The 14,688-nt window shown below is 67.0% G+C and carries 10 protein-coding genes; 5 read left to right on the top strand and 5 right to left on the bottom strand.

All coding sequences use genetic code 11. The annotated features are described in order from the left end of the window. Positions 1-193: 193 nt before the first annotated feature. Positions 194-3,823 carry a phospholipase A2 gene (locus ACFQ4H_RS12285; RefSeq protein WP_377570386.1) on the bottom strand — a complete coding sequence of 1,210 codons (3,630 nt, stop codon included), beginning with the start codon at positions 3,821-3,823 and terminating at the stop codon, positions 194-196. Between the two features lie 1,195 nt (positions 3,824-5,018). Then, the gene (locus ACFQ4H_RS12280; RefSeq protein WP_377570221.1) at positions 5,019-6,134 is read right to left on the bottom strand and encodes an SGNH/GDSL hydrolase family protein; all 1,116 of its coding nucleotides are present in this window, start codon (positions 6,132-6,134) and stop codon (positions 5,019-5,021) included. Between the two features lie 395 nt (positions 6,135-6,529). Here ACFQ4H_RS12280 and ACFQ4H_RS12275 point away from each other — a divergent pair, with 395 nt between their 5' ends. From ACFQ4H_RS12275 to ACFQ4H_RS12260, 4 genes are all read left to right on the top strand, one after another. After that, positions 6,530-7,183, top strand: a complete 654-nt coding sequence (locus ACFQ4H_RS12275; RefSeq protein WP_377570219.1) for a uridine kinase family protein — start codon at positions 6,530-6,532, stop codon at positions 7,181-7,183. 66 nt (positions 7,184-7,249) lie between these two features. Continuing rightward, on the top strand, positions 7,250-8,467 hold the full coding sequence (locus tag ACFQ4H_RS12270) for a M48 family metallopeptidase (RefSeq protein ID WP_377570217.1): 1,218 nt from the start codon (positions 7,250-7,252) through the stop codon (positions 8,465-8,467). A gap of 21 nt (positions 8,468-8,488) precedes the next feature. Continuing rightward, positions 8,489-9,856, top strand: coding sequence for a dipeptidase (locus tag ACFQ4H_RS12265; RefSeq protein ID WP_377570216.1), 1,368 nt, complete (start codon positions 8,489-8,491; stop codon positions 9,854-9,856). 133 nt (positions 9,857-9,989) lie between these two features. Then, the gene (locus ACFQ4H_RS12260; RefSeq protein WP_377570214.1) at positions 9,990-10,196 is read left to right on the top strand and encodes a hypothetical protein; all 207 of its coding nucleotides are present in this window, start codon (positions 9,990-9,992) and stop codon (positions 10,194-10,196) included. A 6-nt stretch (positions 10,197-10,202) separates the two neighbouring features. On the opposite strand, the gene ACFQ4H_RS12255 is transcribed toward ACFQ4H_RS12260, so the two are convergent. Then, positions 10,203-10,823 (bottom strand): hypothetical protein, encoded by a 621-nt coding sequence (locus ACFQ4H_RS12255; protein WP_377570212.1) that lies wholly within the window; start codon positions 10,821-10,823, stop codon positions 10,203-10,205. Positions 10,824-11,097: 274 nt separating this feature from the next. Between ACFQ4H_RS12255 and ACFQ4H_RS12250 the strand changes: the two genes are divergently transcribed. Beyond that, entirely contained in the window at positions 11,098-12,729 is a 1,632-nt protein-coding gene (locus tag ACFQ4H_RS12250; protein WP_377570211.1) for an ATP-dependent DNA ligase, read from the top strand. Between the two features lie 66 nt (positions 12,730-12,795). Here the strand turns inward: ACFQ4H_RS12250 and ACFQ4H_RS12245 are convergent, their stop codons facing one another. After that, on the bottom strand, positions 12,796-13,572 hold the full coding sequence (locus ACFQ4H_RS12245) for a hypothetical protein (protein WP_377570209.1): 777 nt from the start codon (positions 13,570-13,572) through the stop codon (positions 12,796-12,798). A gap of 200 nt (positions 13,573-13,772) precedes the next feature. Next, on the bottom strand, positions 13,773-14,621 hold the full coding sequence (locus tag ACFQ4H_RS12240) for an SURF1 family cytochrome oxidase biogenesis protein (RefSeq protein ID WP_377570207.1): 849 nt from the start codon (positions 14,619-14,621) through the stop codon (positions 13,773-13,775). Positions 14,622-14,688 lie beyond the last annotated feature (67 nt).

Below are 14,688 nucleotides of genomic sequence, written 5' to 3'. Positions count from 1 at the left end.
CGGCTACTGACCGCAGGCGGCTCCTCGTCATCTCGACGTCGGGATGAGCCGGGGCAGTCAGGGTTTGCAGCTGGACAGGCCGGAGCCACAGCCCGCGAGGGAACTGTGGCTCCGTTGCGTCCAATCTATCGAATTTCCCCTTGCCCTATTGGGTCAATTGGTGTGCGTCGATAGACGCTTGTAGCGATAGCGGCTACCAGAAGATTCCGCCAAATAGCCAGACTCCCCAGTAGTAATTCGATGCGCTGGATTCGCAGCGTTGTCGCCCGCCCCAGAGCTCGTGTGCGCAGAGCTGGTTCATATCGTAGAGCATGGTATTGTCGATGACGTTCTTGTAGCCCCAGGTGCTGCCGTGATTACGGTAGCCGAAGTCGTGTCGTTGGCATGGTACGCGGAAGAAGTCGTTGCCGTACTCGTAGGTGAATTTCGTATCTGCAGGGTTGCTGCATCCGTTGTCGCTCCAGTTGAATCCGTACTCGCTGTATCGTCCTGAATTGTTTTTGGCGTTCTGCCAGGCGGACTGACTGGTTGCTGACGGGTAGGTGAAATAGTTGTATAGAGCGGGTTTGGAGCGCTTGGGTTCCATGAATGTCGAGCTGCTGAACGTGCTGCCTGACATGTTCCATGCCAGGATTCGGACTTCGTACGTGTCGCCTCCGATGAAGTACGGCGTGCTGTAGTAGCGGTTCGGCCCTACTTCTATCTTGTTCCAGTTGCTCTGCCTCGTCGAGTTCCGGTAGTCGAGTCGATAGAATACGGATTGAGTATTAGTGCTCGCGCCCCAGGTCAGGCTCGTGATGGCGGACAACTTGTCTGCGGATAGCCAGGTTGTCGCGACAGGTCTGCCCGGTGCGTTGGGGGCGGGAGGCGCCGGATATACCCGAACCACGTTCGAGGTTGCGGACTCGTTGCGGCCGTTGAATGCGCTTACCGCAAATTCATAGGTCTGCCCGTTCGTCAGGTAGCTGCCGGTGAAGGTGCAGCATGTGCTGATCGGCAGCGGTAGCCGTTGCCATCCGCCGCCGGTACTGACGTTGCGCAGGTAGATCCAGTACATGACATGGGGAGTTGCGCTGGCTGTCCAACGCAGGACGGCCTTTCCATCGCCTGCGGTGGCGGTCAGGTTGGATGGTGGAGTCGCCACGGGCTGCATCGGTTGGGCAGAGACCGCATTTGTCGTGGGGCTGTCGGCGGCGCCGCCGGTGCCGATCGTGGCAACCTTGAACTCGTAGATGTGGCCGTTGACGAGGTAACCAGCGGTGAAAGTGCAGCAGGTGTTGATGGGCACTGGTACCTGCTGCCAGGACTGGCCGGTTGTGGCGTTTCGCAGGTAGACCCGGTACCACGAGTTCGGGGTCGAACTCGCTGTCCATACCAGGGTCACCTTCCCGTCCCCTGGGATTGCGTAGAGCCCGGACGGCGCACCGGGCACCGGGGCGACCGGCCGGGCGGAGACGGTGTTGGAGGGGCTGCTGTCGGGGCCGCCGGTGCCGACGGTGGTGACCTTGAACTGGTAGGTGTGTCCGTTGGTTAGTTGGCCGGCGGTCATGGTGCAGCAGGTGGTCACGGGGTATTCGAGCTTACGAAAGCTCTCTCCGTTGGTTACGTCTCGTACGTATACCCAGTACCAGGAGTTTGGTGTGGAGCTGGCGGTCCAGTTCAGGGTCACCTGGCCGTTGCTGGCCGTGGCGGTGAGGTTGCCGGGGGCACCTGGTGCCGGGGCGACCGGCCGGGCGGAGACGGTGTTGGAAGGCTCACTCTCGGCACCGTCCGTGCCGACGGCGGTGACCTTGAACTGGTAGGTGTGTCCGTTGGTTAGTTGGCCGGCGGTCATGGTGCAGCAGGTGGTCACGGGGTATTCGAGTTTGCGGAATTCGTCGCCTGCGGTGACGTCGCGCATGTACACCCAGTACCAGGAGTTTGGTGTGGAGCTGGCGGTCCAGTTCAGGGTCACCTGGCCGTTGCTGGCTGTGGCGGTGAGGTTGCCGGGGGCACCTGGTGCCGGGGCGACCGGCTGGGCGGAGACGGTGTTGGAGGGGCTGCTGTCGGGGCCGCCGGTGCCGATGGTGGTGACCTTGAATTCGTAGGTGTGTCCGTTGGTTAGTTGGCCGGCGGTCATGGTGCAGCAGGTGGTCACGGGGTATTCGAGTTTGCGGAATTCGCCGCCTGCGGTGACGTCGCGCATGTACACCCAGTACCAGGAGTCTGGAGTGGAGCTGGCGGTCCAGTTCAGGGTCACCTGGCCATTGCCTGCGAGCGCAGTCAGATCCGACGGGGTGCCGGGAGCCAGCCCGACCGGCTGTACGACCACCACGTTGGATGGTTCGCTTTCGCGCCCACCGGCGGTGCCGATGGTGGTGACCTTGAATTCGTAGATGTGTCCGTTGGTCAGTTCGCCGGCGGTCATGGTGCAGCAGGTGATGACGGGGTATTCGAGCTTGTGGAAGTCCTCGCCGGTGGTCACGTCTCGTAGGTATACCCAGTACCACGCGCTTGGATCCGAAGAATCCCAGGTCAGGGTGATCTGTGCACTGCCCGCAGTGGCATGCAGGTTTGTTGGCGCGACCGGCGACGGTGCCTCTGCGGTGGCCCGGGCAGTGGTCGATGCGGTGCCTTCGCCGCCGGCGTTCAGTGCGGTGATCTTGTATTCGTATTCGTGGCCGTGGGTGAGTAGACCGGCGGTCATGGTGCAGCATTCGGTGACGGGGTATTCGAGTTTGGTGAAGTCGGCTTCGCCGGCGGTCACGTCTCGTTGGTAGACGTGGAACCATAGGTTTTCGGTGGGGGCGGTCCAGGTCAGGCGGATGCTGCCGTCGGTTTGGGCGGTAGCGGTGAGGGCGGTTGGTGCGCCCGGCGGGGCCAGCATGGAGGTGGCTCGGGCGGTGGTCGATGCGGTGCCTTCGCCGCCGGCGTTCAGTGCGGTGATCTTGTATTCGTATTCGTGGCCGTGGGTGAGTAGACCGGCGGTCATGGTGCAGCATTCGGTGACGGGGTATTCGAGTTTGGTGAAGTCGGCTTCGCCGGCGGTCACGTCTCGTTGGTAGACGTGGAACCATAGGTTTTCGGTGGGGGCGGTCCAGGTCAGGCGGATGCTGCCGTCGGTTTGGGCGGTAGCGGTGAGGGCGGTTGGTGCGCCCGGCGGGGCATAGGAAGCGGTGGCACGTACCGGGGGAGAGGGCGGCGAGGTACCGCCGCCGTGTGTCGCCTCAACGGCGAATTCGTACTCGTGCTGATGTTCAAGGCCCGGCATTGCGAGGATTGTCTGCCCAGATTGGGCAGTACCGACTATCGCCAGTTCAGGTTCGCCGGCGGTGACGTCGCGACGGTAGACGTCATACCGCCAAGCGTTCGGCACCGCCGTCCAGGAGACGGTGATACCGCCAGCGTTGTTCGGGGTCGCGGCTACCCCGGTCGGCGCGGAAGGTGGTGCGATGGTGATCTGGGTGCTGACGATTGCTGTTGGTGGTCCTTCCCCGGCGTTGTTCAGCGCGGTGACCCGAAACTCGTAGGTCCGGCCGGTCCGGAGGAAGCCGACCTTCGCAGCAGTCTCAGTTGGTTGAGCTACACGTACGAAGTGGGTCTGCCCGGCGGTGACATCGCGCTGGTATACGCGGTACGTCAGGCCGGAGCCGGCAGGTGCGGACCACTGTAGGTCGGCACCGCCGACCGAATCCGCCGTTACGGTCACGCCAGTCGGAGCAGCCGGGAGTTTGGTTGGGTCGGGTTGCGGCCTCGGCCAGTCCAGTTCGACGAAGCGCGGCCGGTACAGCCGGGCATCGGCCAGGTTGTCCTCAGCCTTGAAGCTGTTGACGTCGTATGACATGAGCAACTTGCCGGACCGCGCCAGTTCGGGGTGTAGCCGTGCGGTGTATACGAACGCGGACGTTCCGGGTCCCTGCTCGGGTGCGGTGAACAGGTCGATCGGGCCGCTGAACGGTCCAGTTGGTGAGGGCGCGGTGTATGCGACGAACTGCGGATTGAAGCTTACGTTGTTTTCCTGAGTGGTCAGCACGTAATGGTCTCCCACCTGCTGAACCGCGTAGGACGTGCCGACGCCGCTCAGTAGTCGGGCTGTGGTGGCCTCGGTCGCAGACCAGGAGTTTCCGTTCCAGAATTCCCATGTGCCGCCGAGACCACCCGACGGCACTCGCGCAACGTGGCCGAACTTCATTCCGCTGCTGTCTGATGAGCTACCGAAGATGTAGGTGTGGGAGGTGCCTTCGAGAACCGCCGAGCCCCAGGCGATCGTCGAATTGAGGGGCAGGTCGACTACCGAGCTGAGAGTCAGGGACGGCAACCCAAAACTGGCCAGTGCCGTGCCGACCAGCGAGAAGTCCCACATACCTGACCCGGTACGGCGGTAGCGGTTATACAGGACCTTGAGCGATCCGGCTTCGACCGTGCCGTCGGCGGCCCAGAAGTATTCGTCCTTCGCTGCCGGTTTGACCAGCGCTTCGGGTGTCGTGGCGGTACCCCCGTGCAGGGTTGTCGTCAGGGTCGTTCCGTCCTGCACCACGATCGTGTTGTTCACCATCGGTGCAGAGGCCGGGCGGCTGCCGTCCGCGTTGACCGAGCCCAGATAGGTGTCCGCGAACAGCCAGACCACGCGACCATCGGGCAGCGGAACTGATGCCGTGCCGTCACCACCGGTCCAGTGACCACCGGCATCACCATACGAGCCGAACATGGTGGCCAGAGCAGCCGGTTCCATCCCTCCCACCGGAGCCGCTGCCTGGACCGGCGTGGTGGGCAGAAGGCTGGGCGCAACCATGCACAGCACAGTTCCAACGACCGTCACGGCCTTTCTGGACCATTTGCGGGAATGAAACAGAGGTGCCGAGGACATCTATCCTCCAAGATTGGCACGGCTTGAGACGCTCGGCGACCGCCGAGCGATGGTGCACTTGCCAATGTCCGGTGAGCACGACGTCAGAAACGGCCGCCTACATCCTGACCGTGGCGATAATGCCTTCGCCATCGTTTCTGCTGGCGATGACTGACGGGAGGTATTCGCGATCCTAAGCGGACGGCGTCACCGAGCAGACGTTCGAGTAGATACCTTTGTCGTACATTTTTGCCGCCTGGAGGCGGTACTCATAGGTGACGCCGTTGTAGAGCCAGGGATTCTCCAGTGGTCGATCGGCCAGCGTGAGCTGATAGACCTGCGCCTCCCACTGCCCGCCGGCGACGCGTCGTTGGTACCAGTAGCCCGTAGCGCCAGGGGTCTCATCCCAGTCGAGTGTCGCCTTGCCATCGCCGGGAGTGCACCGTAGGGCGAATCCGATCGTCGGGCCGACCGGCACACCGGTAAGGGTCAGCGAAAAAGGTGGTCCGAGTGCGAAGCCGGTGGACAGGACGTCGGCTACGGCAGCGGCGATCCGTAGTTCTCCGCGAGCGTTGGGATGCGTTCCGTCGTAACTGTCGTGAACGGTCGCGAGGTAGTCGGGCTGATAGTCCGCAGGTGGCGCTGCGTACGCAATGGGCGAGGTCACCGTCGAACTGCTGGCGGCCAGGGTTGCCAGGCGTTGGTTGTATTCGGAGACTCGGCCGGCAAGGACCACATCGTCGAGTGCTGCCTTTGTGGGTGGTATCGCGACGAGGAGTATCCGTACGTCTGGTTTGGCCGCTCGGGCGTTGCTTATCAGGGTTGCCATGTCATTGGCAACTGCCGTGGGGCTACGCGTCGAGAACCAGAAGAGGTCGTTGATCCCCAATGCGGCGATGAGGTAGTCGGGTTGATAGACCAGTACGTCGCCGTTGATCAGGTCTGCTGCCCCGGTCGGGTAACCGGCGTGGCTGCCGAGAAACCTGCCCCACTTGGCGTTGTGGTCCTGGTCGAAGGCCGGGTCCGCATAGGCGTCGCTCTCGACCAGGTTGCCGCCGGTCGAGTGGACGTTGTCGTACAGCTTCTTGTTGGGGCCGACCATGTCGACGTCGACGGAGTTGGCGGTCAGATGTTTCCAGAGCCGGTGTCGCCATGTGTAGTCGCCGGCGCTTCCTTGGGTGATCGAATCGCCCGTCACCATGATCTTCGTGGCAGGATTGGGCGTTGATTGGGCTGTCGCGGTGCCGGGAATCGCAAGAACCCCGGCCGCGAGGAGCGTGGCGACGGTAGTTAGTGCTGGTAGACGCACTTCATCTCCTGAGTTGAGATACCCGGCCCTGGCGGAGGTGTCGACGGTGAGTACGCCGTGGGCGACCGGCGGCGCGAAACGGGTGCTACAAGTGCTGCCGACAGGTTGAGGTTCGAACAGGACGTCCGCTGAAGCCTTTGTTGCGCCTGGCTTAGCCGGGCGGGTGCGAGGTCAGAAATTCTTACGTGGGATATGCGGGTAAGGGCCTTGGTCGCCACTTGGTAAGGCAAGCTCTGCGGGCTTCGACTCCGCGTTTTCGGGGCAATCTCCTACTGGTAGATCGCGATGTGGTCATATTGAAATCCAACACTGTGGTGGCTGTCAATATCCTGTGATCATGTCGTCACGGTCGGGCTACGGGCCTGGAAGTTGGGGTAAGGAGTAGCGTCTCGGGGGTGGTTGCGGTGGCTGGGGTGGTCGAGGCGTACCCGGATCTGGCCCGGCGGATCATGGACCGGCCGGCGCGGTTGGGGCGTACCCGGCTCATCGCCGTCGACGGGCCGAGCGGCGCCGGCAAGACGCACTTCGCCGAACGGCTGGCCGACACTCTCCAGGCCCTGGTCCCGGACCGGGACCGGCCGCCGATCGTGCACACCGACGACCTGCTGGCCGGCTGGGCGGATCAGTTCACCTTCTGGCCCCGGCTGGAGGAGCAGGTGCTCGCCCCGATCCGCGCCGGTCACCCCGGCCACTACCGTTGCTACGACTGGGACCGGGGATGCTTCACGTCGAACTGGACGACGGTCCCGGCCGCGCCGGTGGTGATCCTGGAGGGGGTCAGTGTCGCCCGGTCTGCCGTACGGGCTGAACTGACCCTGTCGGTCTTCGTGACCGCACCCGACCAGTTGCGGTTGGACCGGGCGCTGGCCCGCGACGGCGTGGCGATCCGGCCCTACCTGGAGGAATGGCGACGGGGAGAGCTGATCCACTTCGCTGCCGACGCCACCGTCGAGCACGTCGACCTGATGATCGACGGCGCGTCCGATCTGCCCCACGACCCAGGGGTCCACTACGTACGGCTGAGCCCCCGCCGCGCCGAGAGCCCATAGACGTAACGGGTCGACTGCGGCACGATCTGCGGAAAGGGTCGAGCCACGGCGAGCGGGGGACGCACCATGACGACGGGTGACGAAGGCATGACCACCGCTCCGGCTCGGCGTCGGGTCGTACTCAGCGGAATCAGCTCCCGGGCCTGGGAACATCCGGCGGATCGTGGTGCCCTGACCGCCCTGCGGGAACTGCGTGGCTTCGACGATGTGATCAAGACCTTCTTCGGGATGTGGAACGAGCGGGCCTTCCGGTTGTCCTACCTGGCCTCGGCGATCCGCGTCGACCATCGCCAGTATCCGAGGGTCTATCAGCGCTTCGCCGAGGCGGCCGGCGCCCTCGACCTACCCGAGCTGCCCGAGTTGTACGTCACCCAGTCACCCTGGCTCACCGGCGAGGCGATCGGGCTCGACCGGCCGTTCGTCGTGATCAGCTCGGCCTGCGTGCAGCAGCTCGACGACGACGAACTGCGTTGTCTGCTGGGCCACGAGTTGGGACACGTGGGCAGCGGGCACGCCGTCTACAAGACCATCCTGGCGATCCTCACGCAGTGGGCGGCCAACCTGAGCTGGCTGCCGGTCGGCGCGCTCGCGCTGCGGGCCATCATCGCGGCGATGCTGGAGTGGTGGCGCAAGGCCGAACTCTCCGCCGACCGGGCCGGGCTGCTGGCCGGGCAGGACCCGGCAGCCGCGCTGCGACTGCTGATGAAGCTGGCCGGCGGCGGCGACCTTTCGCAGATCGACACGGCCGCGTTCCTGGAGCAGGCGGTGGAGTACGACGGCGGTGGCGACCTGCGGGACAGCGTTCACAAGATCCGCATGACCGCCTGGAGTACCCATCCGGTGCCGGTGGCCCGGGCTGCGGCCCTGCGGCAGTGGATCGACTCCGGCGCCTACGGTCGGGTGCTGGCCGGCGACTACCCCCGCCGGGTGGATGACGGCGACACCTCGGTCACCGAGGAGATCAAGGCCGCCGCCGACTCCTACCGCGAGGCGTTCGGGCGTACCCAGGATCCGCTGGTCGGCCTGCTGCGTCGACTGGGGGACGGGGCCAGCGAGGTCGGTGAGTGGGTCGGCAACGGTGCCGGCCGGGCGCGCTCCTGGATGGGTGCCGCCGGGGAGGCCGCCGCGCGGGCCGCTGGTCGGGCCACCCGCCGTACCGGCCGGCAATCAGACCCGGACGCCACCACCGCCAGCAACGGCGGCGGCAACAACGGCAACGGCAGCGGCAACAGCGGCAGCGACAGCAACGGCACTGACGGTACGGGCTCTGCGGGCGGCGAGTAAGGCCGGCATACCATTTCGGTCATGACCACACCCTCCTTCACCGAGTCTGAACTGCGCGCCGCGGTCGAGCGTGAACTGCCGGGCGTACGCGCTGACCTCGAACGTCTGGTCCGTATCCCGGGCATCGCGTTCGACGGCTTCGACCACTCACACGTCGAGCGGTCCGCCGAGGCCGTCGCCGAACTGCTGCGTGGTTGCTCCCTGGACGTGCGGATCGTGCGATCCAATGGCCAGCCGGCGGTGATCGGTCGGCGGCCCGCACCGCCCGGGGCCCCGACCATCCTGCTCTACGCCCACCACGACGTGCAGCCGGTCGGCGACCTGTCGCTGTGGGACAGCGACCCGTTCGAGCCGGTCGAGCGGAACGGACGCCTCTACGGTCGGGGTGCGGCCGACGACAAGGCCGGCATCATGGCGCACATCGCGGCGCTGCGGGCCTTCGGGGAGAACCTGCCGGTGGGCGTGGTGCTGTTCATCGAGGGCGAGGAGGAGTTCGGCTCGGACTCCCTCGAACGGCTCCTGAAGGAGCACCGGGACGAGATCGCCTCCGACGTGATCGTGATCGCGGACTCCGGTAACTGGGACATCGGCGTACCGGCGCTGACCACCTCGTTGCGCGGCATCGTCAACTGCTTCGTCGAGGTCCGTACGCTGTCGCACGCCGTGCACAGCGGGATGTTCGGCGGCGTGGCGCCCGATGCGTTGACCGCGTTGGCCCGCCTGCTGGCCACCCTGCACGACGACGCCGGGGACGTGGCGGTCGAGGGCCTGGTCGGCCGGACCGGGGCCACGGTCGACTACCAGGAGGAGCGGCTGCGGACCGAGGCCGGTCTCGTCGACGGGGTTTCCTTCATCGGCACCGGGCGGCTCACCGACCGGATGTGGACCAAGCCGGCGCTGTCGGTCCTCGGTATCGACGCGCCGCCCACCGGGGAGGCCCCGAACGCCCTGGTGCCGGTGGCGAAGGCCAAGCTGAGCATCCGGCTGGCACCGGGCGACGACCCGAAGAAGGCGTACGCCGCCCTGGGCGAACACCTGGAGAGGAACGCTCCGTGGGGGGCGCGGGTCACGCTCTCCTTCGAACACGACGGCAACCCGTGTGTGATCGACGCGTCCGGACCGATGTACGACGCCGCCCGCTCCGCGTTCCGTACGGCATGGGACGGCGTCGACCCGGTGGACATGGGCGTCGGTGGCTCCATCCCGTTCATCGCGACGTTCCAGGAGATGTTCCCGCGGGCGGCGATCCTGGTGACCGGGGTGGAGGACCCGTACGCGCAGGCGCACGGCCCGAACGAGAGCCTGCACCTCGGCGAGTTCGCCCGGGTCTGCCTCGCCGAGACGCTGCTGTTGGCGAAGGTGGCCGAGGCGGCGGCAGCTGCCCGCTGACCCACCGCATCAGTGTGGACATTTCACCGGGCCGACCCGGGGTGGGGTCGACCCGGTGAAATGTCCCGTGATCGAGGATGAAATGCAGGTAAAGGGCTGTCTGCGACGGTTGGCCCACGATAAGCTTTCGAACATGGGTACGAACGAAGCCATCGCGCGGCTGGATGCCGCGGTCTGTGCTCTGGGGGACCTTGACGTCTCCGTATGGTCCGATGACGTGTTGAAGGACCAGCTCGGCGAGCTCTCCGCCGTTCTCTGCGCACTGGATGCCGTGCTTTCCAAGGTGGCCGACGGGGTGCGTGCCCGGGGCCTGCGGATCGAGGAGCCCATCTCCGCCTAGGCCCAACTAGCCGGTGGTACCCGTCCCCTCCGTTGCGTCGGCAGGATTCTCGCTGCGAGTTACGGTGGTAAGGGCGAGGAACACGCCCCATGCGGCGACCAGTACCGCGACCAGTGAGTTCCACCAGTTCGGTGCCAGCCAGGGGAAAGAGCCCACGATGAATGCGGCTGCCGCAACGATGCCGACAGCTCGCCCAATCAGTCCGGCGCGGGTCGACCAGCTGAGCGCGACCGCAGCAACGGCGAAACCCAGGAACGCCAGGTGCAGCGCGCCGAACGTCGAGCTGACGACCAGGGCCAGGACCTCGGCTGACAGTTGGATCTCAAACACCGGGTAGACCAGCCGCCCCACCTCGAGCAGTAGGACGACGAGAGAGACGAGGGCAACCGTGAGAGCGGTCACTCCCACGTTGATCCGCACCGATGGTCCGGCCCGGCGCGCGCCGAAGAGGCCGCGGGCACCGGCTCCCCAGCAGATGACCGCGAAGAACAGCAGTTCGTCGCTCCACAGCAGTAACGAGTGACCGCGTTCGACCCACGCCGTCATTGCGACCGCCTCGGAAGGCACGCTGGGGAGCAGTGACAACAGCAGAAGGGCGAAGGCGGTCAGGAGCGCCCCGACGGTCATCAGCCAGCGGTGCACCCGTAAGCCAGTCGCTTGGCGCGATGTCGTGTCTCGTACTGTCGGACCGCATATCGTACCCGTCATCCGTTTACTGTGACCTGCACCCTCTGCCGCCCGCAAACGATCGGTTTCGAGTGGTGCCGACGTCGCGCATCCTGGAGCTTCAGCCATGATTCCCGAACGGCGGCTGCCGTACCGGGCCGGGGGTCACCGACCTTCTGACGTTCGACCTTCCCTGCCCGCCTCTTTTGTCCGGGGTGGCTGCCAGGATGAGGAGGTGCGCTTTCTCGACCTGGCGGCCACCTCCGCCGCAGTGGCAGCGACCCCGGGCCGGCGGGCCAAGGTGGACCTGCTGGCCGTGGCCCTACGTGGCCTGGATCCGGACGAGATCCCGGCCGGTTCGGGCTACCTCGCCGGTGAGCTGCGCCAACGGCAGACCGGGGTGGGCTACGCCAGCCTGCGTGACCTGCCACCACCTGCGGAGCAGCCGACGCTGACCGTCGGCGGCGTCGACGCGGCCATCGCCGGGATCGCCGCTGTCCACGGTGCCGGTTCGCAGGCCCGCCGTCGGGAGCTACTCGGTGCGTTGTTCGCCGCCGCCACCGTCGACGAGCAGCGGATGCTGGTCGGCCTGTTCAGCGGTGAGCTGCGTCAGGGCGCGCAGGCCGGCCTGCTGGCCGACGCCGTCGCCCGGGCCGCCGACGTACCGGCCGAGGCGGTCCGTCGGGCGCTGCTGCTGGCCGGTGACCTGAAGGTGGTCGCCGTGGCCGCCCTGACCGGTGGGGCGGCGGCGTTGAGCGAGTTCACCCTGCGGGTCGGTCGACCGCTGGCCCCGATGTTGGCCCAGAGCGCGTCGTCGGTCGACGATGCGTTGACCGCGACCGGCACGCCAGCCGTCGTGGACGTCAAACTCGACGGCATCCGTATCCAGGTGCACCGCTCCGGTACGGACATCGCGGTCTTCAGCCGTAGCCTCGACGAGATCACCGCACGGGTGCCCGAGGTGGTGGCAGCCGTCCGCGCGCTGCCCGCCCGTGAGATGGTGCTGGATGGCGAGGCGATCGCCCTCGACGCGACGGGTCGGCCCCGACCGTTCCAGGAGACCGCCAGCCGCGCCGCCACCCGGGGAGGTCGCCAGCGGGTCAGCGCCGAACTCTCCGGCACGACCTCCGCCGAACTTGGCCGCCCGGCCCGGCCGGCCCGCCCGGCCCCGGCCGTACGTGCCGCCGCCGGCACCACCGGGGAGACCGTGCTGACGCCGTACTTCTTCGACCTGCTGCACCTGGACGGCACGGACCTGCTCGACGCGCCCGGACGCGAGCGGTGGTCGGTCCTGGCCGACGCGGTCGGTGCGCCGCTGCTGGTCGGGCGGGTGGCCGTCGACACCGGAGAGGAGGCAGCCGCAGCCTTCGCCGCCGCCCTCGACGCCGGGCAGGAGGGGGTGGTGGTGAAAGCGCCGGACGCCCCGTACGCCGCCGGTCGCCGGGGTGCCGCCTGGGTGAAGGTGAAGCCCCGGCACACCCTCGACCTGGTGGTTCTTGCCGTCGAGTGGGGCAGCGGTCGGCGTTCCGGCTGGCTGTCGAACCTGCACCTCGGTGCCCGTGATCCGCGTACCGGTGGCTTCGTGATGCTCGGCAAGACGTTCAAGGGGCTCACCGACGAGTTGCTGCGTTGGCAGACCGAGCGGTTCCTCGCCCTGGCCGTCGACCGGGGGGAGTGGGTGGTCCGGGTACGACCGGAGCAGGTCGTGGAGATCGCCTTTGACGGGGTACAGACCAGTTCCCGCTATCCGGGGGGTGTTGCGCTGCGGTTCGCCCGGGTGGTGCGTTACCGCGACGACAAGACCGCAGCCGAGGCGGACACCATCGAGGCCGTACGCGCGATCCACACGGGTCGGCTCGGTGGCTGAGCGGGGACTGTCGGCTGGGCGGCCAGCCAGGCGGAGGTTCCGCGTCGCTGGCCGCCAACCGGCTGGTCAGATGGTCGCCAGCGACCGTACGTAGTTGACCTGGTTGTTGATCTGGTGCACCTGGCCCTGGTGGGTGACCGGGATCCGGGCCACGTACTGCCGGCCACCGTTGGCCACCGTCACCTGCACCGTGCCCCGGTAGATGGTCTCCTTCGCCAGGAGGAACAGCAGGCTGAACACGGTGAGGATGCAGAACCCGACGATGGCGCAGACGATCGCCCAGGTCGGGATCTTCTGTTCGGTCTGCCACTGGTCCACGACGTGCCAGGTCGAGCCGGCCAGCGGAATGTCACCGGCGGGCGTACGGACCACCGGCGGTGCCACCACGATCTCACCGATCTGCGCCACCGCCGGACCCGGCTGACCGGGCGGGAACGGTCCGGGCGGCCCGCCGGCTGGGTACGGCCCGGGAGCACCGCTGATCGGGTACGCGCCGGGCGCACCACTGACCGGGGGGTATGCCCCGGGCGCCCCGCTGACGGGGTACGCCACGGGCGGGCCACTGGCCGGGTAGGCCCCGGGCCCGCCGGGCGGAAGCTGTCCGGGTGCCGGTGGCTGCCAGGGCTGTTCAGGCAACATAGGTGGTGGCGCGGGGGCCAGTGGTGCCGGTACCGGTGCCGGAATCGCCTGGGTGGGTGGTTCGGGCAAGGCCTGAGCCGGCAGTGCGGGCATTGCCTGCGTGGGTGGTGCCGGCAGTGGTGGCGGTGCCGGCAGCGGGGGTGGTGCTGCCGGGTAGGCCTCCGGACCGGTGGACACCGGGTAGGCCTCCGGACCGGTGGACACCGGGAAAGCGGGTGGGCTGGTAGGTGCCGGGAAAGCCGGTGGACTTACGGGGGCCGGGGACTGCCCCGGCGGTTCGGATTGGGGCATCGGTAGCGTTGGATCTACACTCACCGGGTTACCTCCCTGCGCTCGATCACGACGCACCTTACCCAATGGGCGCTATCAAACGGTGTGCGGCGTGGTGAGCGGTGTCTGGCAGGTCAACCGTTCTGTGCTGAGGTGGGGGAATGGCCAGCCGGGCCGACCGGTACCGGATCGTCGCCGACCCGGTCCTCGTGCTTGGCGGCGTCACTGGGCTCGCCGTGCGCCTCCCGTCGGGCCAGCCAGCCGAAACCGATCAGGGTCATCAGGGCGAACAGCCACCACTGGACCACGTAGCCGCCGTTCTGCCAGTTGTTCTCGTGCCGGACCGGAATAGCCGAGAAGGCCGGGTCGGCGGCCGGAGTCTGTTCGTCGAGCAGCAGGAATGCGCCGTAGCTGGGGTAGGGAAGTTCGGCGGCGAGTCGGGACACCGAGATACGGCGTGTCTCGATCTGACCGTCGCGCCGCTGGGGGGTGTCGGGGCGACTCTCCGACATGCGTACCCGTCCCACCACGGTCACCTCGCCGGTGGGCACCGCCGGGATCGCCGGGCGGGCGTTGGCGCCCTCGGGGGCGGGGGGAATCCAACCCCGGTCCACCAGGACCGCCGAGCCGTCGGCCAGGATCAGCGGGGTGAGCACCTCGAAGCCGACCTGGTTGTTCACCGTACGGCCGCGAACGAGGATGATGTTGTTGCTGTCGTACCGCCCGGTGGCCGTGACCCGGGTCCACGCGGTCTCCTCCGGCGGTGCCTGGCCGGCGGTGCCGGCCGCGTCCCCCGGTCCGGGCAGCGCCTCCGTCAGCGGCACCGGTGCGATCTCGGTGGCTGCGTCGATGCGCTTGTTGATCGCGTCGCGCTCCCGATACCGGTCTAGCTGCCAGTTGCCCAGTAGGACCATCACCATGGCCGCGACCAGGGTCAGGGCGAAGATGCCCAGCCAGCGTGGCGTGAGCAGAAAGCGGTACACAGCACGAGGCTACCCCTATGACCGCAGCCACTACGCTGGTGCCCGTATCGGCGGCTGCCGGCCGGCC

This window comes from Micromonospora sonneratiae (assembly GCF_042679305.1).
GTDB lineage: Bacteria > Actinomycetota > Actinomycetes > Mycobacteriales > Micromonosporaceae > Micromonospora_H > Micromonospora_H sonneratiae.
Note: the sequence above shows the minus strand (reverse complement) of the source record. Positions and strands in the feature narration are given on the sequence as shown.

What these genes read in the sequence shown, in the direction of transcription:
- ACFQ4H_RS12285 (WP_377570386.1), bottom strand. Translation starts at nt 3,823, where the DNA reads ATGTCATACGACGTCAACAGCTTCAAGGCTGAGGACAACCTGGCCGAT.
- ACFQ4H_RS12270 (WP_377570217.1), top strand. Translation starts at nt 7,250, where the DNA reads ATGACGACGGGTGACGAAGGCATGACCACCGCTCCGGCTCGGCGTCGG.
- ACFQ4H_RS12265 (WP_377570216.1), top strand. Translation starts at nt 8,489, where the DNA reads ATGACCACACCCTCCTTCACCGAGTCTGAACTGCGCGCCGCGGTCGAG.
- ACFQ4H_RS12260 (WP_377570214.1), top strand. Translation starts at nt 9,990, where the DNA reads ATGGGTACGAACGAAGCCATCGCGCGGCTGGATGCCGCGGTCTGTGCT.
- ACFQ4H_RS12255 (WP_377570212.1), bottom strand. Translation starts at nt 10,823, where the DNA reads ATGACCGTCGGGGCGCTCCTGACCGCCTTCGCCCTTCTGCTGTTGTCA.